Annotated in this window: 26 protein-coding genes and 1 pseudogene; 9 read left to right on the top strand and 18 right to left on the bottom strand. The window is 57.9% G+C overall.

Annotated elements, in window-relative coordinates; genetic code table 11:
* The first annotated feature begins 244 nt into the window (after positions 1–244).
* Positions 245–1,102, top strand: a complete 858-nt coding sequence (locus AC07S6_RS05505) for an SDR family oxidoreductase (RefSeq protein ID WP_495111880.1) — start codon at positions 245–247, stop codon at positions 1,100–1,102.
* A 276-nt stretch (positions 1,103–1,378) separates the two neighbouring features.
* Here AC07S6_RS05505 and AC07S6_RS05500 read toward each other — a convergent pair whose 3' ends face one another.
* The 5 genes from AC07S6_RS05500 to AC07S6_RS05480 all read right to left on the bottom strand — a co-directional run bounded on the left by AC07S6_RS05500 (position 1,379) and on the right by AC07S6_RS05480 (position 4,565).
* Positions 1,379–1,618, bottom strand: coding sequence for a hypothetical protein (locus AC07S6_RS05500; RefSeq protein ID WP_019821471.1), 240 nt, complete (start codon positions 1,616–1,618; stop codon positions 1,379–1,381).
* On the bottom strand, positions 1,615–1,872 hold the full coding sequence (locus AC07S6_RS05495; RefSeq protein ID WP_003190423.1) for a DUF6555 family protein: 258 nt from the start codon (positions 1,870–1,872) through the stop codon (positions 1,615–1,617). Before AC07S6_RS05495 ends, AC07S6_RS05500 begins: the two co-directional genes overlap by 4 nt.
* Before the next feature lie 102 nt (positions 1,873–1,974).
* Entirely contained in the window at positions 1,975–2,256 is a 282-nt protein-coding gene (locus tag AC07S6_RS05490) for a hypothetical protein (RefSeq protein ID WP_089042638.1), read from the bottom strand.
* Between the two features lie 173 nt (positions 2,257–2,429).
* Positions 2,430–3,719, bottom strand: coding sequence for an SDR family oxidoreductase (locus AC07S6_RS05485; protein ID WP_495111906.1), 1,290 nt, complete (start codon positions 3,717–3,719; stop codon positions 2,430–2,432).
* A gap of 81 nt (positions 3,720–3,800) precedes the next feature.
* Positions 3,801–4,565 (bottom strand): OBAP family protein, encoded by a 765-nt coding sequence (locus AC07S6_RS05480; protein ID WP_014718018.1) that lies wholly within the window; start codon positions 4,563–4,565, stop codon positions 3,801–3,803.
* 192 nt (positions 4,566–4,757) lie between these two features.
* Between AC07S6_RS05480 and AC07S6_RS05475 the strand changes: the two genes are divergently transcribed.
* Positions 4,758–5,819 (top strand): M28 family peptidase, encoded by a 1,062-nt coding sequence (locus AC07S6_RS05475; RefSeq protein ID WP_038449746.1) that lies wholly within the window; start codon positions 4,758–4,760, stop codon positions 5,817–5,819.
* A gap of 34 nt (positions 5,820–5,853) precedes the next feature.
* Here the strand turns inward: AC07S6_RS05475 and AC07S6_RS05470 are convergent, their stop codons facing one another.
* A complete protein-coding gene (locus AC07S6_RS05470; RefSeq protein WP_495111879.1) occupies positions 5,854–6,252 on the bottom strand; it encodes a low affinity iron permease family protein in 399 nt (132 codons plus the stop codon).
* Between the two features lie 122 nt (positions 6,253–6,374).
* On the opposite strand from AC07S6_RS05470, the gene AC07S6_RS05465 reads away from it, so the two are divergent.
* Positions 6,375–6,875, top strand: a complete 501-nt coding sequence (locus AC07S6_RS05465) for a CinA family protein (RefSeq protein WP_495111878.1) — start codon at positions 6,375–6,377, stop codon at positions 6,873–6,875.
* 19 nt (positions 6,876–6,894) lie between these two features.
* On the opposite strand, the gene AC07S6_RS05460 is transcribed toward AC07S6_RS05465, so the two are convergent.
* From AC07S6_RS05460 to AC07S6_RS05450, 3 genes are all read right to left on the bottom strand, one after another.
* A complete protein-coding gene (locus tag AC07S6_RS05460; RefSeq protein WP_020303212.1) occupies positions 6,895–7,173 on the bottom strand; it encodes a hypothetical protein in 279 nt (92 codons plus the stop codon).
* 5 nt (positions 7,174–7,178) lie between these two features.
* The gene (locus tag AC07S6_RS05455; RefSeq protein WP_003190434.1) at positions 7,179–7,433 is read right to left on the bottom strand and encodes a DUF1652 domain-containing protein; all 255 of its coding nucleotides are present in this window, start codon (positions 7,431–7,433) and stop codon (positions 7,179–7,181) included.
* Between the two features lie 248 nt (positions 7,434–7,681).
* Positions 7,682–7,864 carry a con-10 family general stress protein gene (locus tag AC07S6_RS05450; protein WP_003190457.1) on the bottom strand — a complete coding sequence of 61 codons (183 nt, stop codon included), beginning with the start codon at positions 7,862–7,864 and terminating at the stop codon, positions 7,682–7,684.
* Positions 7,865–8,184: 320 nt separating this feature from the next.
* Between AC07S6_RS05450 and AC07S6_RS05445 the strand changes: the two genes are divergently transcribed.
* The 4 genes from AC07S6_RS05445 to AC07S6_RS05430 all read left to right on the top strand — a co-directional run bounded on the left by AC07S6_RS05445 (position 8,185) and on the right by AC07S6_RS05430 (position 11,724).
* Complete coding sequence (locus tag AC07S6_RS05445) at positions 8,185–8,415, top strand: hypothetical protein (protein WP_371359831.1); 231 nt, start codon at positions 8,185–8,187, stop codon at positions 8,413–8,415.
* A 165-nt stretch (positions 8,416–8,580) separates the two neighbouring features.
* On the top strand, positions 8,581–9,465 hold the full coding sequence (locus tag AC07S6_RS05440) for a manganese catalase family protein (RefSeq protein ID WP_014718025.1): 885 nt from the start codon (positions 8,581–8,583) through the stop codon (positions 9,463–9,465).
* A gap of 63 nt (positions 9,466–9,528) precedes the next feature.
* Positions 9,529–10,038 (top strand): ferritin-like domain-containing protein, encoded by a 510-nt coding sequence (locus AC07S6_RS05435; RefSeq protein WP_073842825.1) that lies wholly within the window; start codon positions 9,529–9,531, stop codon positions 10,036–10,038.
* A 108-nt stretch (positions 10,039–10,146) separates the two neighbouring features.
* Positions 10,147–11,724 carry a histidine kinase famiy protein gene (locus AC07S6_RS05430; RefSeq protein WP_495111877.1) on the top strand — a complete coding sequence of 526 codons (1,578 nt, stop codon included), beginning with the start codon at positions 10,147–10,149 and terminating at the stop codon, positions 11,722–11,724.
* Between the two features lie 161 nt (positions 11,725–11,885).
* Here AC07S6_RS05430 and cyoE read toward each other — a convergent pair whose 3' ends face one another.
* Genes cyoE through cyoA form a run of 5 tightly spaced genes read right to left on the bottom strand, consistent with a single transcriptional unit; the run spans position 11,886 to position 16,597 of the window.
* Positions 11,886–12,782: a heme o synthase gene (cyoE, locus tag AC07S6_RS05425; protein ID WP_495111876.1), complete on the bottom strand. Its 897-nt coding sequence runs from the start codon at positions 12,780–12,782 to the stop codon at positions 11,886–11,888.
* Positions 12,740–13,078 (bottom strand): cytochrome o ubiquinol oxidase subunit IV, encoded by a 339-nt coding sequence (gene cyoD / locus AC07S6_RS05420; protein ID WP_019821483.1) that lies wholly within the window; start codon positions 13,076–13,078, stop codon positions 12,740–12,742. The genes cyoE and cyoD overlap by 43 nt, the downstream gene beginning before the upstream one ends.
* Position 13,079: 1 nt before the next feature.
* Positions 13,080–13,694, bottom strand: a complete 615-nt coding sequence (locus AC07S6_RS05415; RefSeq protein WP_054895700.1) for a cytochrome o ubiquinol oxidase subunit III — start codon at positions 13,692–13,694, stop codon at positions 13,080–13,082.
* Positions 13,695–13,697: 3 nt separating this feature from the next.
* A complete protein-coding gene (cyoB, locus tag AC07S6_RS05410) occupies positions 13,698–15,671 on the bottom strand; it encodes a cytochrome o ubiquinol oxidase subunit I (RefSeq protein ID WP_495111875.1) in 1,974 nt (657 codons plus the stop codon).
* A 2-nt stretch (positions 15,672–15,673) separates the two neighbouring features.
* Positions 15,674–16,597 carry a ubiquinol oxidase subunit II gene (gene cyoA, locus AC07S6_RS05405; RefSeq protein WP_054921139.1) on the bottom strand — a complete coding sequence of 308 codons (924 nt, stop codon included), beginning with the start codon at positions 16,595–16,597 and terminating at the stop codon, positions 15,674–15,676.
* A gap of 397 nt (positions 16,598–16,994) precedes the next feature.
* Between cyoA and AC07S6_RS05400 the strand changes: the two genes are divergently transcribed.
* Both AC07S6_RS05400 and AC07S6_RS05395 read left to right on the top strand, forming a co-directional pair.
* Complete coding sequence (locus AC07S6_RS05400; RefSeq protein WP_034127106.1) at positions 16,995–17,309, top strand: hypothetical protein; 315 nt, start codon at positions 16,995–16,997, stop codon at positions 17,307–17,309.
* A gap of 401 nt (positions 17,310–17,710) precedes the next feature.
* Entirely contained in the window at positions 17,711–17,980 is a 270-nt protein-coding gene (locus AC07S6_RS05395) for a DUF6555 family protein (protein WP_003190473.1), read from the top strand.
* A 52-nt stretch (positions 17,981–18,032) separates the two neighbouring features.
* Here AC07S6_RS05395 and AC07S6_RS05390 read toward each other — a convergent pair whose 3' ends face one another.
* From AC07S6_RS05390 to AC07S6_RS05375, 4 genes and pseudogenes are all read right to left on the bottom strand, one after another.
* Positions 18,033–18,242, bottom strand: a complete 210-nt coding sequence (locus tag AC07S6_RS05390; protein WP_495111874.1) for a hypothetical protein — start codon at positions 18,240–18,242, stop codon at positions 18,033–18,035.
* Positions 18,243–18,508: 266 nt separating this feature from the next.
* Positions 18,509–19,060: an ATP-dependent Clp protease proteolytic subunit gene (locus AC07S6_RS05385; protein ID WP_019821492.1), complete on the bottom strand. Its 552-nt coding sequence runs from the start codon at positions 19,058–19,060 to the stop codon at positions 18,509–18,511.
* A gap of 53 nt (positions 19,061–19,113) precedes the next feature.
* A pseudogene (locus tag AC07S6_RS05380) lies at positions 19,114–19,302 on the bottom strand (con-10 family general stress protein); the annotation flags it as partial.
* Positions 19,303–19,666: 364 nt separating this feature from the next.
* Positions 19,667–19,843 (bottom strand): con-10 family general stress protein, encoded by a 177-nt coding sequence (locus tag AC07S6_RS05375; RefSeq protein WP_019821495.1) that lies wholly within the window; start codon positions 19,841–19,843, stop codon positions 19,667–19,669.
* Between the last annotated feature and the right edge of the window lie 127 nt (positions 19,844–19,970).

Raw genomic sequence — 19,970 nt, 5'->3', positions numbered from 1 at the left:
GGGCGAGGGCTGAACCGACAGTGAAATATAGCTGAAAACCTGCTGCCAACAAAAAAAGCCTTGAAGCCACCCGGTCATTCGACGGACCACTTACTGCCGGTTGAGGCACGCAACCTGCGGAAGGTTTAATCAAACTGACGAGTGGCCATCGCGGTTGCACGGTTATCCGATTTTCTGAAAATCCGTCTGAACTTCGCTTCCTGGCGAACCCTCGCAAAGAGAAACCCACCCAGGAGACGTTCTGATGAACAGCTATCCAAAACCACCCTTCAACGCCCAGCAACAGCCCGTACCCGGTGAGCAGCGCAAGATGGACCCGATGCCCGATTGCGGTGAGCAGTCATACCAAGGCTCGGGCCGGCTCGCCAATAAAATCGCCTTGGTCACCGGGGCCGACAGCGGCATCGGACGGGCCGTGGCCATTGCCTTCGCACGTGAAGGCGCGGACGTGGCGGTGTCGTATCTGGATGAACATGAAGACGCCAAGGAGACCGCACGCTGGGTCGAGGCGGCGGGTCGTCAATGCCTGTTACTGCCCGGCGACCTGGGCGATGCGGCGCAGTGCACGGCCATCGTCAACGACACCGTGGAGAAGTTCGGCCGCATCGATGTGCTGGTCAACAACGCAGCGTTCCAGATGACCTATCAAACGCTGGAAGACATCCCCGACGAGGACTGGGTGAAAACCTTCAACGTCAACATCACCGCGATGTTCCGCATCTGCAAGGCCGCACTGCCTCACATGGCCGAGGGCAGTTCGATCATCAATACCAGCTCGGTCAACTCCGATATGCCCAACCCCAGCCTGTTGCCCTATGCGGCCACCAAGGGCGCGATTGCCAACTTCACCGCCGGCCTGGCGCAGATGCTCGGCGAGCGGGGGATTCGCGTCAACAGCGTGGCACCCGGGCCTATCTGGACGCCGTTGATTGTCTCGACGATGACGCCGGACATGGTGAAAAACTTTGGCGGCAACACCCCATTGGGACGCCCAGGCCAGCCAGTGGAAGTGGCGCCGATCTATGTGCTGCTGGCGTCGGATGAAGGCAGCTACATCTCCGGCGAACGCTACGGCGTGACGGGTGGCAAGCCGATACTTTGATCAGTGATTGAGGAGGGCGGTATGAGCGAAGCCTCGAAGCACCACGAACCGAATCCTTCTGAGCGCAAGGTGCGCCCGCCGGCGGCTAAGCGAAACGATAAATCGCAGGCACCGGCAGGCGGACAACAGGCAAAGGAGCAAGGCGGTGTTGCTCCCGGAGGGCCTTCGACAGACCCTGAGTCAGGGGCGTGAACGCGAGGGGATATACACTCGGCCTGACATCCTGATGGGTTGTCAGGCCGCTATCGCAGGCAAGCCAGCTCCCACAGGCTGACGTTATTTGCGCTTGGAACGATGAATTCGCATCCACTCCCGATAGGCTACTGTGCGCTGCGCATCCGCACGTTTCTTCGCCTCGGTAAACCGCGCCCACGTCTGCGCATCGCCGCTGTAGGACTCAATGATCTCGTACGCCAACGCGTCCAATCGATCCGCTTCGAAGAACATCTCGGCGTTTCGCGTGACCTCGTCGTCCCGCCTGTTTGTAGTTGTGTAACCAAGAGTCTGACTGTTCATCCTCTGAGGCCCTCCGCCCATTGAATCTGTGCCGCGCCACTCCAGCGCACCTGGGTAATGCCGTATTTCTCCGCCATCGGTTTGGACACACGCTTGAACGTGTGTTGCCCGAATTTGGGGATCACCGCCACACCAGCGTCACAACTGGCCCAATGCCAAGCCTCGGCATTGTCCATGCGCGGCGCGCGCACGATGAAGGACTTGGGCTCGCCATGCAGCTGGTACTCGATAGTGAATAGGTCGTTGTGTTTCATGAGGCCTCCTTGATACTCATGAACTACAGATATTTGACGTCAAAAATAATTCAAATAAGTTGTCCGACAATTCGATGACTGGGCGCAAGGCATGGATGAAGCCTAATCATCTACCGTAAAGGTGACCCATCCAGGCCCATCGGCCGGGCGTTGCAGTTCGGCGATGACACCGCTGACGGAGGATCCGTCGGGCAAATTGACGGTGATAAAGTTGGGATTGCCAGGCCAATCCATTGGCTTGTCAAAGTCCAGGCGCGCGATGGTCGGTTTACCGCTACTGGTCATTTGAATGTTTTTTGATTCGTTAAGGCGTTCATCTGAGGGTGTTCCAAGATGGCGCGAGGCAGTGATGACACTGGCAATACCTTGGTAGTCGTAAGACATGCTGGGTTACCTCATGTAAAGGGAACAACGAAGATCAAATGTGGGAGCGGGCTTGCTCGCGAAGACGTCCGTCCATTAAACATTGACGTGACTGATCCACCGCCTTCGCGAGCAAGCCCGCTCCCACAGAGGAGTCGTGCTTGACTGGCTGGTATTCGGGATTTGCCCCGTTTTCATTTGTGACGAGCCGAATATTTGCGCGCAACGACAACGCCGCCCACTAGCAGCGCTGCGCCTATTGCAACCATCCCATAGGGCGTACGGCGGGTTTGCCGCCAGCCGCCTTCGACACGACGTTCGCCGCTTGCCGGGGTGTAGAGGTTGCCCGTAGAGGTCGCGGCGCGCTGGCTGCGCTCCAGGCCGAGGCGGGTGAGCCAACCGGATAACCGGGCAAAGCCGGGCAGCAAAAAATGCGCGACGCGGGCCACGGTGGCAGCGCTGCCTACCGTGGTGCTGTCCCTCGGTTGCAGCGCACAGGCCACCATCGCTTGCGCGACTTTATGTGGGTCGTAGACCGGTGGCGGTGGCGTCAACTCGTGGCCGGTAAAATTGCCGCCATCGCGAAAGCCCGGTGTGTCCATCACGGAGGGATAGATGTCGCACACATGAATATCGGGGTAATCAGTCAGCTCGCCACGCAGTGCTTCAGTCAGGCCGCGCAGGCCGTATTTACTGGCCGAGTAGGCGACGGCATAGGGCTGGGCTACCCAACTGCCCAGCGACAAGGTGTTGATCAGAATGCCGCGGTGCTGGGCTTTGAAATAGGGCCACACCACATGGGCGCCGCGCAGGTACCCGAGCAGGTCGGTTTGCAGCACCTGTTCGTGGGCTTCCAGCGGCGTGTCCTCGAAACTGCCGACGGCGCCTACTCCGGCGTTGTTGATCCAGATATCGATGCGGCCATTGCCGAAGGCCGCCGCCTGTTCGGCAAGGGCGCGCATCTGGTCGCCCTGGGTTACATCGGTTTTAACGGCGACGGCCTCGGCGCCACGCGCAGCGCATTCCTCGACGACCTCTTCCAAGGCTTTTTCATCTCGGGCCGCCAATACCAAGCGGGTACTTTGCTCGGCAAAGGCGTGAGCAGCCGCGCGACCAATGCCACTGGAGGCGCCGGTGATCACCACGGTCTTGCCGTGCAGTTTCCCCTTGGCCTGCATGACGCGAGGCGAATCCTCGGGCACGTGGACGGGCACCGGGTGCAGTTGCAGGCGGGTACCGTCAGTCAGCACCAGGGTCAGGTTCTCGAGGGTGCCAGCGACGCGGTCGGGAAATACCGGTTCGCCTGTGGCGTCGAGCTCATCATAGATAAACGTCTGGCCCTCAAGCCATCCGACTGCTGTCATCAGTTCAGGGCCCAGGTAGTACTTTCCGTCCAGGAAAAACCCGCTGAAGTTCGGTGTGCGCTCCAGGTTTTCCACGGCGTATCGCTCGCCAGGCCTCATTCCGGTTGCGGTATCAATCATCATGACATCCTCCTTTGGCTGGTCTCGGGGTAGAGAAGGGCCCGCAAATGATCGTTCAATCCAAATGACTGAATGGCGGTGTCAATGTTGATGGGCCTTCAGGGTCGGGTCGGCGATCTGGATAACCGTGCCCTGGCGCCATGCGTCCGCCCCGGGCGCGATAGGCGGCGCGGGGATATCGGCGCGCGTCTTTTTCTTGTCGGCACTGTCGATGCCCAGTCGTTTATCTCGTTCGGCGACCATACGCGGGTCAGCCTGGCCGTCTGCGGTAAACCCCATCATCAACTGAGGCACGCCTAACGGCAGGCGTTTATCCAGATCGGTATGCCAGGTGTGCCAGGTCTTGCCGTAGGTGTGCACCAGCTTCTCCATCAGCGCATGTTCCGCCGCCTCAGGAATGCCCGGCGCGACCAGTTGCCCTGACTTCACTTCATGCACATGGCTATGCCACAACGCCTTTTCAGGCGCGGGCAGCGTGTTGAACTGCGCCTCGCTGATGATGTACTCCACGCCCATCAACTTGGCATCCTTGCGGTTGCCGTCGTAGATCACACACTGGATGACCTCCTCGTTGAGGATTGCGCAGTAGTGATGGGCTTCCATTTGCACATCGGGATGGCCGTTGTAGAAGTGAAAACCGTCCAGGTAGGCGTTCAGGGCATCAATCGGTGGGCGTGATTGCAGCAGGGCGGCGCCGGCTTCCAGCGTTCGGGTCGAAGGCGTTGTCGGCTTCCCAGGTGCCTCGACATTCGAAGGTGAGTTGTTGCCAGCGCAGGCGCTGAGCAGGGACAGCGCAACTGCGGCGGATAGGGATTTTGTCACTCGATGGGTTGGGGTGTCAGTCATGGTCGGCTGCCTCCTGTTGCCGGTATGGTCACGTTCGAGGATCTGCGTCAGGGCTGATCCTGTTCTCGTTGGAAAGACGCGCGTACAGGGCGTTCAAAATGCTTTGAGTTGAACACTCACTCATTCATCAGGTCGTTTTTTATAGAGGCGCTGACAGCGCAATTGCTTACCTGCCAGTGAGGTGTTCATCCCATGCACAAGACTGAAAATCGAGCGTCGATGCTGCTTACCCAATTGCTCCGGGCACGCGGGCCGGGCGGTCAGGAAGACGAGGTGCGCGCCATTTGCCTGGAAAGCCTGACGCCGTTGTGCGATGAGGCCTGGGTCGATCGGGCGGGTAATGTGGTGGGTTTGATCAAGGGCAAGCACAACGATGCCGAGCCTGCCGGTGCGGTTAAAGTCATGGCACATATGGATGAAATCGCCATGGTGGTTAAGCGCGTCGAGGCGGATGGCACGTTGCGGGTGACGGCGCTGGGTGGGGCCAACCCGGTCAACTTTGGCGTGTGCCCGGTGGATATCCTGGGGGACACACGCATCCTTCCTGGCGTGCTGTCCTTTGGCTCGATGCACGCCACCAGTAATACGGCACAAGGGGCTGATGTGCTCTCGGGCGATGTGCACTGGAACGACGTTCATGTGATCACGCGATGCACTGCCCAGGCATTGTGCGAGTACGGCATTCGGCCCGGAAGCCGTGTGGTGCTGAGCCGTCATTGGCGTGAGCCCTTCCAAGTGGGCGATGCCATTGCCGCGCATTTTCTGGATGACCGCGCCCCGATTGCTGCCGTTCTGCATACAGCCCAGCTGCTGGCTTCGCGCCGGGAGGCGTTGGCCAGGGATGTCTATCTGGTATTCACCACGCTCGAAGAGGAGTGCAATGCCGGGGCAATGTATGCCGCGTCGACGCTACCCGGCGACACCACCATCGCGGTGGAGGTTGGGCCGGTCATGCAGGAATACGGCACGCGCCTGGCCGTCGACCCGATCATCAATACGGGGGACCAGAAAGGCTATTACACCCGTGCGGTGGTCAACGACCTGGCGGCTGCCGCAGAGCGCTGCGGCTACAGCCCCCAATATGCGCTGCTGGTGGATTTCGCTTCGGATGCCAGTGCGGTCATGAGTAACGGGACCTGCGCCCGCGCCGGCTGCCTGGCCATTCCAACGGAAAATACCCATGGTTATGAATTGATTCTGGATGGGGCGGTGCAGGCCTGTGCCGCGACATTGGCCGAGTACCTTGCAGCCTGATAGACGGTGCAAGGTACGCTGACCGGTGTGGGGCTCAGATTGGGCCGCTTGGAGAATCTGTCTCCTGCCTGATGTCATCGGCCGCATTGGGTTGCCCCAGCTTGCTGTATTGCTCGCGCAATTTTTGCAACTCACGCGACCCAAGCTTATCCAGGCTTAACGCCGCATTGTGAGCTTCTTTGGTGGCACGAATCAGCTCGTCCAGTTTCAGATGAAGAATATCGTTGTCACGGTTCTGGGTATTCTGGATCAGGAACACCATCAGGAAGGTGATGATGGTAGTGGAGGTGTTGATGATTAACTGCCAGGTGTCGTTGTAATGAAAGTAAGGCCCGGTGAGCGCCCAAACAGCAATCAAGCTGACGGCTGTCAGAAAGGTTTTTGAGCTGCCCGCCTGGTTGGAGAGTATTTGGCAGAATTTCGCGAACTTCATGGTGCTGTCTCCTGGGGGATGTTCCTCTGTAGACCCCAGCAGAATTTCGAAATTCTTTTTTACAAATCGTTTTTTTTGACAAAAATCAATGAGCAAATCCCTCTTGCACAGGAGCACTCAGCATGTCGGTCGCTGCTTCTATCGTTGAATACCTCAAGCACCATCAGTTGGTCATCACGACGGCGGAGTCGTGTACTGCAGGCAAGATCATCACCTTGCTTTCGCAGGTCGACGGCAGTGGCTCGTGGATCGAAAGCGGGTACGTGGTGTATTCGCCAGAAGCGAAACAGCGGCTGTTGAACGTGCGTCGCTATACCATCGATACCTTCAATCTCACCAGCTGTGAGGTCGCCCAGGAAATGGCCCAAGGCGCGCTGCGCGACAGCCCCGCTGATGTGGCGGTCGCCACCACTGGCCTGCTGGGGCCGGATGGAATTGATGGCATTCCCCCAGGCACTGTCTGTTTTGCCTGGGCCTATCGAAACGGCGGGGCACTGAGTGTGTTCAGTCGCAAGGTACGCTTCATGGGCTCTCGTGAGCAGGTGCAGTTGGCCGCGTCTCTTCATGCATTGAAATGGCTGCCGCATTTTCACCAACGGGCGATGGCCGGTGAACGCGCCTAATGCTGCCAAGTGTGCGCGTTTACGGCTGCGGTTCGATGTCCATCAGCAAGTCGCCGTTGGTCAAGGATTCAGCCTCCTGCACCACGCCACGATAGGCCTGACCATTCCATTCAAAGCTAATCCAGTGGGCCTTCGGCAATAGCTTTGGCCATGGCGGTGCAAGCCGCAACTGCACGCCGGGCGCAGTGCGCACAAGTTGCCCCATGCATTCGCTGGCGAGCGTGTTCACACCGAACAGCGTGTCATGCAGGTATTGAATGTTGACCGGTTGCAGCGTTGCGTCAGTAGCGTCTGGCATATCTGTTACCCCACCGATGACAGCCAGAAAGACTGTCTGGCGATGACCATTTCTTCACGTATTTCCCGCACAAGCCGGTTGATCCCCGAAACACCGTGGTAGTGGGCGCGGTTGATGTTGGCGATGGTGAATTGGTCCATACCGTGCGCCGTTACAGTGACTGAAAGGCTGCCGTCCGGGTTGAGCGCGCACTTGACCGCGCACTTGGGAAGGCGAGCGGACAGGGCCGTTTCGATTTCGGCTTTCGTTAACGTATCCATGAGTTCACCGCATAAAGGACTCAGCGCGGTAAGGCTAGCTCATAATGACGGGGCGTAAATACTGGCAAGGTGATGGCTTTGTAAGAAGGGTCGTCCACAACTTTGCGTCGAAAGCCTCTACTTGAAACTTGGGCTGAAGGTTCGCTCGTTGTTAAATCAAGCGGGCAGGATGAGGGGGGATTATAAGGTGTAGCCTGTTCAAACTATTGGGTTTGAAGGGGCAGCCAGGCTGCCCCTCCTACCGTTACTCAAGAACCCGACTTCCGACCGCCGCCATGGCTGTGCTGCCCACCTTTACGGCCGGCTTCCGAGGCTTTTTCACGGTCGTTGGCGAAGTTGCCGCCCGACGCCTGGCCGCCTTTTTTACCGGCTTCGGAGGCTTTTTCGCGATCATTGGCAAAGTTGCCCGGGTTTTTATTACCTGTAGTCATGATAGTTCTCCAATCGCTAAGTTAGCGTTTCGTTAGTTGGCCGTTTCGCAACGGACAGTTATTCCGATATTGGCTTTTTGGGAAATGTTTTACCGATTTTTCTAACCGGCGACGAACGGTGATTTCGCTGAAAAAGTTATACAGGAACTTGGTTGATGCGCCGCTTCGTATAACTTTTATTGCCGGTCAGCGCTTCGGTATTAATAAGATCGAAACTGCCGGCTTAGTTTAGGGTCCTGCCATTCGTCTTTTTCGTCGCACTCCAAAAAAAGGCGTCGTTCCAACGAGGTTCCTAACCTGTGAACGGGAGCATTTCAGCCATGAAGCACAACCCATCCAACCCACAGTACCGGCCGCTCGAGCATCCAGACGCACCCAATGAAGACGGTTGCGTCATCGGCACTGCCGGGCGCGACGAAGACCCCAACGCGACTACCGATTGGGACCATCCCGACAGCGCCGCAACACCCGCTGACGCCACCATCAAACCCGCCAGCGGTACGCCCGGCATCGACGCCGTGCCCGAGTCGGAAAACGACGGCGCCAATTGAGAGAACTGCGCTACAAGTGCCGTTTCGCTTGGCCTGCAGCGCATTACCGCTGGTCGTGATGCGCTGGTTTATTTTGAAATTTTCCACGCGCAGGCCACTTCCCATGCAAGGTAGGCGCGCATTCCAGCAGGGCGCCTTTTTCCGTAAGCCTGAGGAGATTTGTTCATGTTTCTACATAACAAGCGACTTCAATACACCGTCCGCGTCGCCGAGCCCAATCCGGGCCTGGCCAACCTTTTGCTTGAGCAGTTTGGCGGTGCCCAAGGTGAGTTGGCCGCCGCGTCCCGTTACTTCACCCAAGCCTTGGCGGAAGACGACCCGGGGCGCAAAGATTTGCTGATGGACATCGCCACCGAAGAACTCAGCCATCTGGAGATCGTCGGCTCCATCATTGTCATGCTCAACAAGGGCGCCAAGGGGCGAATGGCCGAAGGCGTGGAAGAGGAGGGCGAGTTGTATCGTGCCCTCAATGGCGCCGGCAATGACTCGCATATCACCAGCCTGCTGTACGGGGCGGGTTCGCCTTTGACCAACTCTGCCGGCGTGCCGTGGACCGCCGCCTACATCGACACTATTGGTGAACCCACCGCAGACATGCGCTCGAATATCGCCGCCGAAGCCCGGGCCAAAATTGTCTATGAGCGGTTGATGAACGTCACCGATGACCCGGGTGTAAAAGATGCGCTGGGGTTTTTGATGACGCGGGAAATCGCTCACCAGATATCCTTCGAAAAAGCGCTGCATGCGATCCAGCCGAATTTTCCCCAGGGCAAGTTGCCGGGCAAACCGGAGTTCACCCAGGTGTACTTCAACATGTCCCAAGGCGCGGAGAACCTGCGCGGGCCCTGGAACCAGGGTGACGGTTGGGAGTTTGTGGAAAACCCACAACCGGCGGTCGATGGCGGTGACGGCACCGCCAGCGTGCAGTTGGACGCCGACGATGAAGCGGTGCTGAGCGCGATGAAAATCCGCACGCTCTCGGACCCCACCAGCGACCCCACCACCGGCGCTGACCTGGGGGCGGGCCTCAAGCCCAAGCCCGACCTTTGATTGAGAACAGCCGCACGCTGAAGGGCGTGCGGTGCTTTCGAGTTTCTTGACGAGGACAACGACATGGCAACCCCACAGGAAAACCTGCTCGACTGGCTACGTGATGCCCATGCGATGGAGCAACAGGCCGAGAAAATGCTCAAGGCACAGTCCGAGCGCCTGCAGAATTACCCCCAACTAAAGGCGCGAATCGACGAGCACATTGAGGAAACCCTTGGGCAGCAGCAACTGATTGACGAATGCCTGACGCGTTTGGGAGGCAGTGCCTCGACCCTTAAAGACGTGGGCGGCAAGCTGATGGCTTTCGGTCAGGCGGTCGGTGGCTCGCTGATGAGTGACGAGGTGATCAAGGGCGCGATGGCCGGCTACGTGTTTGAAAATATGGAAGTGGCCAGCTACACGGTGCTCATCGCGGCCGCGAAGGCAGCGGGTGACGCCGAGACACAAGCGGCGTGCGAAAAGATTCTACCCCAGGAAGTCGCCATGGCTCAGTGGTTGCTCGCGCACTTGCCAGAGCTTACGCAAGCGTTTTTGCAACGCTCTGAGGCGCCTGACACACAAGCCAAGCGTTAAAGACACGTGCGGTGCCCTTGGGGGGCGCCGCGTCCGCTCGGCACAAGATGGCACTGCGCAGCGTTTTCACGGTCCATGGAACACGTACCACGTATCTGGAGGTGAACCTTGGCGACAAAGAAGAAGCCTGTGGTCGACGGTATGGAATTGGCAATGCTGTCTGCCAGCCGCAAAGACCTGTTCTTTGCGGCCATGCAAGCCAGCCACAGTGCAATGATCGTGACCGACCCCGCGGGGCCTGATAACCCGATCATCTTTGCCAACCAGGCGTTCCTGACCCTGACAGGCTTTGAACTGGACGAAGTGATCGGACGTAATTGCAGGTTCTTGCAGGGGCCTCAAACCGACAAAAACGCGCTGCACCAGGTGCAGCGCGCGGTTGAGCAGCACCATGAGGCCTGTGTCGAGGTGCTCAATTACCGCAAGGATGGCTCGACCTTCTGGAACGAGCTGTTCATTTCGCCGTTGTTCAACGAACGTGGGCAACTGGTGTATTTTTTCGCATCGCAGCTGGACGTGAGCCGGCGCCACGACGCAAAACAGCGCGTGCGTCGCGCACAAGACCTGGAAGCGCTGGGGCAACTGACCGGTGGCATTGCCCATGACTTCAATAACCTGCTGCAAGTGATGATGGGTTATCTGGACTTGATCCAGCAGAGCGCCAAGCGCCCCGGTAGCGATCCGCAGCGCATCGTCAACAGTGCCAGCCGTGCCAGGGCAGCGGCGGAAAAAGCTCAGACCCTGACCCAGCAGTTGCTGGCGTTTTCGCGCAAGCAACGGCTCGACAGTCGGGTGATCAACTTGAACAGCTTGCTCAGCCGCCCCGAATTCATGGCACGTGCGCTGCAGGGCGTCGAGTTGCATGTAGAACTTGCCGAAGATCTGTGGAACTGCCGCATCGACCCTGTCCAGGCGGAGCTGGCAGTGCAGCACCTGTTATCCAATGCCCAGGATGCTTTGCGCGGGCGTGCTGACCCAGCGGTAACCGTCCAGACCTGCAACGTCCAGGTACCGGGCGATGTCGGTGCCGAGCGGGATGGGTTGACCGAGGGCTGTTACGTGAGTATTTCGGTCTCGGATAACGGCAACGGCATCGACGCAGGTATTCAGGACAAAGTCATGCAGCCGTTCTTCACCACCAAGGAAGAAGGCCAGGGCTCAGGCCTGGGGTTGTCGATGGTGTATGGCTTCGTCAAGCAATCGGGCGGCACGGCGCGGATTCATTCAGACCCGGGCATCGGTACGACGATTCGCTTGTACTTTCCTGCAGATGACAGCCAGCTGTGGGTCGAGCAGACACCCACAGCCATCTCACCGCAAGGTAACGAACGCATCCTGATTGTGGAGGACCGGCCCGAGGTGGCCGAGTTGGCGCAGGTGATCCTGTCTGACTACGGTTACCACACGGACATCGCCCTCAATGCCGCCGAGGCATTGGGCATGCTTAAACAGGCGACGTATGACTTGGTGTTCAGTGACTTGATCATGCCCGGCGCGATGAATGGCGCGGCGTTGGCGCGGGAGGTGTCGCGCTTGTATCCGCACATCAGGATCTTGCTGACTACCGGCTATGCGAAAGACGCGTTGGCCCGCGCGGAGATAGAGGTGCATGAGTTCGAGTTGATTCCCAAGCCGTATCAGCCTGCTGATTTGCCGCGCAAAATCCGGGCGGTGCTCGATGCCTGATCGAGCAGGCCAATGCGCTCAAAATGTGGGAGCTGGCTTGCCCGCGAAGGCGGCGTGTCCGTCACTGCATCTGTTACAGCACGACCGCTTTCGCAGGCAAGCCAGCTCCCACAGTTGATCTTCGTTTGAGCATTGCATCCCTTGAGTGCCAGCCCACAAAGCTACCTCAGCACCGCCAACGCCAGGTTAAGGGCCAGCACCAGCACAATTGAAAACCCGAATATCCTGCGCGCCCAGCCGGTCGGATCAGTCAGCCGTGTACTGCTGGCCGCCAGGGTGAGCCAATACCCCCCAAGCCCGACCATCACCACAAAATACAACGCCGCCATCTGCGCCACCGCGCCCAGCATCAGGGCGCTGGCGAGAAAGGCCAGCATGTACGCCTGGATCTGCCGATGGGCTTGGGCCAGGCTCAACAGCGGCAAGCCTGCGGCGCGGAAATCCTCGCGGCGCATCACGGTGATGGCGTGTGAATGCGGCATCTGCCAACAACAGAACACCGCGATCAGCAGCATGGCCGTGAGGTCAAACTGCCCGGTGACCGCGCAATAGCCGATCACCGGCGGCATCGCCCCGGAGACGCTGCCGATCAAGGTGGCCCAGTGGGAACGCCGCTTGAGCCAGTAGGTGTAGACCCCCGCATAGATCACCAGCCCGACCATTGCCAGCCCACACGCCAGCGCATTGCTGCCGGCCCACAGCAAGCCAAAACCGCAGGCGCCCAGGACGATCCCATAGCCTGCGGCAGTGGACACCCTGATGGTGCGCAATGCCAATGGCCGATGACAGGTACGCACCATGCGCCGGTCGATGTCGCGGTCAATGCAGTTGTTGATGACACAGCCGCAACCGATTACCAGGGCCGTGCCGAGCAGGGTGGCAAGCCCGTGCGTCACCGAGGCCACATGCCCGCTGGCGGCAAGCAGGTAACCGCCCAGCACCGAGGCCAGGTTACCGACAATAATGCCCGGCTTGGTGAGCTCGATGGCGCTATTGAACAGCCCCCGCCAGTGTTTCAGTGCGCCAGCATGTTGTGATGAATACTGTCCATGATCCATAACGAAAGCCCCACCAACAGAAGAATGATGACCGCCGAGAAAATCAGCGCAATCAGGTTCCAGCGTTGTTCTTCGGCCGTGTCCAGGTGCAGGAAGAACTTGAGGTGGACCACGATCTGTATTGCGCCCAACGCCACCACCAGCCAGGCGGTGAAGGTGCGCGGCAGTGACGGGAACATCACCAGGCCGAACGGGATCAGGGTGAGCAGTACTGACACCAGGAACCCGACCAGATAGGAGCGACTGCTGCCATGGCTGGTACCGGCACTGCTGTGAAGCGAGCTTTGCTTGTACATGTCACACCACCCCCAACAGATAGACCACGGTAAAGACGCAGATCCACACCACGTCCAGAAAGTGCCAGAACAGGCTCAGGCAACTGAGCCGGGTGGCGTTGGTGCTGGTCAGGCCGCGTTGCTTGACCTGGACCATCAGCACCGCCATCCAGATCAGCCCGGTGAACACGTGCGCGCCGTGGGTGCCGACGAGGGTGAAGAAGGCCGTCAGGAAGCCGCTGCGGTCCGGCCCGTAGCCTTCTTCGATCAGATGGTGGAATTCGTTGATCTCCATGGCGATAAAGCCCGCGCCCAACACGAACGTGAGCCCCAGCCAGCGCAGCACATCGCGTTGCTTGCCGTGGTTCATGGCGAGCATGGCGTAGCCGTAGGTGATACTGCTCAACAGCAGCAGCATGGTTTCGGCGAGCACATAGGGCAGTTCAAAAATATCCATGCTCGACGGCCCGCCCGCCACGCTGTCGCGCAATACGGCGTAGCCGGCGAACAAGGTCGCGAACAGGATGCAGTCGGTCATCAGGTAGATCCAGAACCCGAACAGGCTCAGGGAACCGGCGTCTTCATGCCCTTGTTCGTGGGTGTGGGCGATGTCTTTTTCCATAACGATATTGGACATGGGTCAAGCCTCTGCCAGGTCTTTGAGACGTGCCGTTTCGATGCGCGCGACTTCCTGCGCGGGCACGAAGTAATCGGTGTCTTCGTCGTAGCTGCGCACCACGAACGCGACCACCGAGGCCACCAGGCCGAACGCCGCCAACCACCAGATGTGCCACACCAACGCAAAGCTGCAGACCAGCGCAAACAGGCTGATCACCAGGCCCGACGCGGTATTGCGCGGCATGTGGATGCTGCGATAGTCGGTGTGGCTGAGGGTGCTGACGCCGCGCTCCTTCATGCCCCAGTACGCGTCCAGGTCATTGACCTTGGGCTGCTCGGCGAAGTTGTACAGCGGCGGCGGGGACGCGGTGGCCCATTCCAGGGTGCGCCCGTCCCACGGGTCGCCGGTGAGGTCGCGGTATTGATGACGGTTGCGGATGCTGACAAACAATTGCAAGGCTTGCGCCGCCACGCCGCAGAGGATGATCGCCACCCCCAGCAGCTCCAGCAGCAGCCAGGGCCGCCACTCGGGGTTGTCGAAATGATTGAGACGGCGCGTCATGCCCATGAAACCCAGCACGTAGGAGGGCATGAACGCGAAATAAAAGCCCACCAGCCAGCACCAGAAGGCGATGCGGCCCAGCTTGTCGTTCAAGCGGAAACCGAACGCCTTGGGGAACCAATACGTCAGGCCGGCCATATAGCCGAACACCGCGCCACCGATGATCACGTTGTGAAAGTGCGCGATCAGGAACAGGCTGTTGTGCAGCAGGAAATCGGCCCCGGGCACCGCCAGCAGCACCCCGGTCATGCCGCCGATGCTGAAGGTCACGATAAAGCCCAGGGTCCACAGCATGGGCGTTTCGAAGCGCACGCGGCCGCGGTACATGGTGAACAACCAGGTGAAGATTTTCACCCCGGTCGGCACCGCGATGATCATCGTCATGATGCCGAAGAACGCGTTGACGTTGCCCCCCGCGCCCATGGTGAAAAAGTGATGCAGCCACACGATGAACGACAACACGGTGATCGCGATGGTCGCCCATACCAGCGACACGTAGCCGAACAGCCGCTTGCTGCTGAACGTGGCGGCAATCTCGGAAAACACCCCGAACGCGGGCAGGATCAGGATGTACACCTCCGGATGCCCCCAGGCCCAGATGAGGTTCACGTACATCATCGGGTTGCCGCCGGCCTCGTTGGTGAAAAAATGCATGCCCAGGTAACGGTCCAGGGTCAGCATCAACAGGGTGGCGGTGAGGATCGGGAATGCCGCCAGGATCAGCACCGAGGTGCACAGCGCATTCCAGGTGAACACCGGCATCTTGAACAGCGTCATGCCTTCGGTGCGCATCTTCAGGATGGTGACGAAGAAATTCACCCCCGTGAGCAGCGTGCCGATGCCGGATATCTGCAATGACCAGATGTAGTAATCCACGCCGACGCCGGGGCTGTAGCCCAGCTCGGATAACGGCGGATACGCGACCCAGCCGGTGCGCGCGAACTCACCGACCCCCAGCGAAATGTTCACCAGCGCCGCACCCACCACGAACAGCCAGAAACTCAGGGCGTTGAGAAACGGATAGGCCACATCCCGAGCGCCGATCTGCAACGGCACGACGATGTTCATCAAGCCGACGACGAAGGGCATGGCCATGAAGAAGATCATGATCACACCGTGGGCGGTGAAGATCTGGTCGTAATGTTCCGGCGGCAGGTAACCCGGCCCGCCGCTGGCGGCCATGGCTTGTTGGGTGCGCATCATGATCGCATCAGAAAACCCACGCAGCAGCATCACCAGGGCGACGATGATGTACATGCAACCGATCTTCTTGTGGTCCACCGAGGTGAACCATTCGCGCCACAAATAGCTCCACTTGCGTTTCCAGGTAATCGAGCCCACCAACGCCACCCCGATCAGGCCCACGATGGCCAGGGTGTACATCACAATGGGTTCAGTGGTTGGGATCGCGTCCCACGACAGTTTTCCGAACATGGTTACCGCTCCTCAGCCAGCAGACTTGGGTGTTGATCGGTGCGTTGTGCAGCGTCGCTCAATGGCGAGCGCCGGGGTTTATTGGCCTTGTTCATGCCCTCGTATTTATCGACGATGTCCAGGAACAAGCGCTCCTGTACCGCCGAGTAATAGGTCACCGGGTGCTTGAGGGTGGGCTTGGCCAATTGCGCGTAAGAGCTGTGATCCAGAGAGGTGGCCGCGCCCTTGACCTTTGTCACCCAGGTTTGAAAGTCGGCAGTGCTCAGGGACAGCGTGGTGAAATGCATGTCGGAAAAACCGGGGCCGTTGTAGTTGGCGGCAATCCCTCTGAACTCACCGGTTTCGTTGGCGATCAGGTGCAACTTGGTCTGCATGCCGGCCATGGCGTAGATCTGCCCGCCGAGTGCGGGAATAAAGAACGAGGTCATGGCCGCGTCGGAGGTGACGGTGAAACTCACCGGCGTGTGCACCGGCAGGGCCAGTTCGTTGACGCTGGCGATGCCCAGGTCAGGGTAGATAAACAGCCATTTCCAGTCGGTGGCCACCACCTGCACATTGATCGGCGGGGTGTCTGACTCCAGCGGGCGATAGGGGTCGAGTGCGTGGGTGGTCTCCCACGTGACCCACCCCAGGACGATGATGATCAGCAGGGGAACGCCCCATACCACCGCTTCGATTTTGTGCGAACTGGCCCAGCGGGGGGAGTAACGCGCTTTTTTATTGGTGGCGCGGTAGCGGTAGGCGAAGACAAACATCATCACAATCACCGGAACGACCACCAGCAGCATCAGCCCCGTAGCGAGAATAATCAGGTCGCGCTCATCGGTTGCTACTTGCCCCTTGGGGTTGAATACCACCAGGTTGCAACTGGTGAGTAAGAAGAGGCTGGTGATAGTGACCAGGCAATAACCCATCGCTCGTTTCATGCCTTGCTCCTGTATTGGAAACTTGCGTTTTGCTGTGCCGAATCAGTGCTCAATCGTTAACTAAGCGAAGCGCTTGTTAACCTCAGGAGCCGTCAGGTGTTAAACACTCGGCAATAAGGTGCCGTCAGTAGACAAAGTGCTTCTACTGCTCGGTTTTATTGGCTTTTGCTGCCGCTCTGCAGGGCGTATTTCGCCGCGCTCCCGAACATTTTGAATAGAGCCCGGTGGGTTGGTTTAACAATTTGTTTCCTCGCCTGACGAACGGTTTAACAGGCGAAACGGTAAAAGGTTTTTATCGGTGCATGATGGAGGTGGCCTTGCAGAAAGTCTGAATTCTGGTTAGGGATTTCAGTCGTTAGTTGATGGCCAACCCCACTAACGGTTTTGGAGAAGCGCTATGTTTATACGTGGCAACACCTATAAAGCCTGGGTCTCAAAAGCACTGGAAGAAAAATGCTTCACCCGGGAAGTCGAAAACGGCTGCCATATCGAAGTCAGGGCCCGAGAGAGGGACGATGCTGATATTGAAGTGCTGCTCTGTGTTTATACCGCGACGGGACAATGTGTGGTTGAACGCATCAAGCAGTTGCCGGGTGCCGAATGGACGGTGAATGACGCGCTCAAACGCGGTATTGATCAGGCGGAACGGATTGCCGGAGGTGAGTCCGGCCGACTGCCCTGTGCTGACGCTCACGTGCACGACGACGATTGAGTGGCTCCGCGATCTTGAATGTGGGAGCTGGCTTGCCTGCGATGACGGCCTGACAGCCGACGAGGATTTTGGTCCGACAGGCAAGCTTGGACCTCGATGCGTCAGTTGGACAAGCGTCGGCTGCCAGGCCGTCACGGGAGCAAGCTCCCTCGCCACAGTGTAGCGTCGCGGCAAAATAAAAAAGCCCGCACGGAGTGCGGGCAAGACAGGAGTTTTTACCAAGAGCCTGGAGTGAACAGACTCAGTATTCAGAAACTTAAGAAGCATGAACCGTTTTATTTTTTTAATGCGAGGCCGACGAACGGTAGTGCAACAGCAAGTGCGTGATCGTCGTCATTAAAACATTAAAATTTCTGAACCTTCGTTCTGAGCAAATAACAAAAAAATCAGAAGGAGAGGTTATGAAAAATTCTTTATATGTCATCGAATACGAATACCACCATGAGCCTAAGTCTTTCATTATAAGAGCGGAGGTGATGAATAACGCAGAGGCGTGGCATTGGGCCTGTTGCGATGCAGGCATTGGCATTATTCCCAGGTCGCGTAATGAAAAGATCAAACGTATCAGCAAACCGCTGGCCGAGCGCTACGGTCTTGAGAATGTAAGATGGCGTCCGTCTGGGAGTATCCCGTTTATTGCAAAGCCCTATGTACCACCGCCCCCCGAATGAATGTGTTTTTATTGGATGATGGCATTAGGGGCGGCAGGAGCGAGGCAAGTGTTTACTGTTTTTTGCGTCGCTCCTGCAACATGCACAACTTTTGCACGCTGCGTTGCAGCGCCTCTTTCATGATGTCGGCTGCATACTGTTGCTTGCACGCCAGGCACAGCATGTCTGACGCTGGCGACATCAGGTAGTCCGGGTCATCCAGCGTTGATTCGTAAGGTTGTTTGCAGTGCAGGCAACGTCGGTTCGCTTGTAGATGCGTCACATCGATTCCTCCCTGAATGAAACGGCCACTCTCAATTAAGAAGCGAGCGTTTTCAACTGCTAAAAGGGAAGAATTCAAACAAGCGATTAGTTGATGTTTCAATGCCAGTATGTTGCGGTGATAGTTGGGTAATGGCGTGCAGCACGGCTGCCGAGGAATCAAAACGTAGCAAGCTTATCGGCGGGCGCGTGCGCACGCTCGGTTCGTGGGTTCAGGTTTTTGCCGTTGTGCTGCGTACTTTGTGTGCGGTTTTTGCTTCCTAAGCCCTAGGAATGAATGAAGCTGCTCACGAACTCCGCCTTGATCACGGGCAGTTCGATCCCATGGATCAAGCCGGCGGTCAGCGCTTGTTGCGGATCAAGAATGCGGGGCGCGGCGATCAGGTACTTTTCGGTCTCCAGTTTTTCGACGGCATCTGCGGTGCGCTCGGCCACGATGCGTGCGTACAACTGCAAGTCGTAATCGAGGCTCATCGCGTATTCGGACATTCGCGAATGGTCAACCGCGCCTTGCACATGCCAGTGGAAGGGGTGGAACAGGAATTTGCTGTGCTTGCAGGCGGTCCTGCGCTCACCGGCCAAAAAGATGATATTGCCCATGGATTCCACAGTGCCAAGGTTATGGGTATGCACTGGAATCGGCAGGGACAATAAAAAGTTGTACATCGTAAAGCCGTAGCTGCATTCACCACCCATGGTGGCGATATTCAGTACCAGGCCCTGGGCATCTTGTTGTACGGCCAACGAGGCTTTTTCAATCAGTTGGCTGCACGTAGAAGCGGTGACCGGTGCGGTGAAGTTGATAATGTGTAAAGGCATGGTGTCCCTCATCAATGAAAGCAGGGGAGCACGGCTCCCCTGCATCAAGCACATCAGCTTTTACGTCCGCCGCCGTGGCTGTGTTCGCCACCTTTACGCCCGGCTTCGGAAGCCTTTTCACGGTCGTTGGCTAAATTGCCGCCACTGTTCTGGCCGCCTTTGCTGCCCGCCTCGGCGGCGCGTTCGGGGTCATTCTTGAAATTGCCCCCGCTGTTCTGGCCGCCTTTTTTACCCGCTTCGCTGACGCTCATCTTGTCTTGCTTGTCTTGAGTAGTCATGTTCAGTTACCTCGTCGTTATGTCGGTAATGTAACGTTCACTTCGATTGTGCTGGAAACGTGCACTTGGTCGCGTGCATCAAGCTGCACGGTTATAAGTGCCTTTCACACAAAGGTGGCGGTTTAGATGCACTTATCGTGACTTCGGCTTGTTCAACAAGTTGCTGATGTTCGTAACACGCAGACGTATTAGAACGCAGGCCAGTCCTTGCTTTAGTTTGCACTTCTACAATCGGCCTGCGAGCTGGCTCGCCGCGCTGATTATCAATGGACGCACGCATGATCAATGCCCTTTGTTAACAAACGGAACAGCGGTACTGCCCGTGTGGTCAGGACTTACGCCCCCCACCATGACTGTTCTGGCCGCCTTTACGCCCGGCTTCCGAGGCTTTCTCGCGGTCGTTGGCGAAATTGCCGCCAGAGGCCTGTCCACCTTTCTTTCCCGCCTCTGATGCTTTTTCGCGATCGTTGGCAAAGTTTCCAGGGTTTTTATTGCTCGTCGTCATAACAATACTCCCAGTTTTGAAATGTCGTTTCGCTAGTTGCCCGTTTATGCAACGGACATCTTTTCTGATAAGGGAAAGTGCGCAGATGTTTTGAAATTTTTTAAAAAGGGCGATGAACGGTAGAGTG

This window comes from Pseudomonas sp. GW821-FHT07B01, from assembly GCF_059419065.1.
This window is presented reverse-complemented; position numbering and strand designations above follow the sequence as displayed.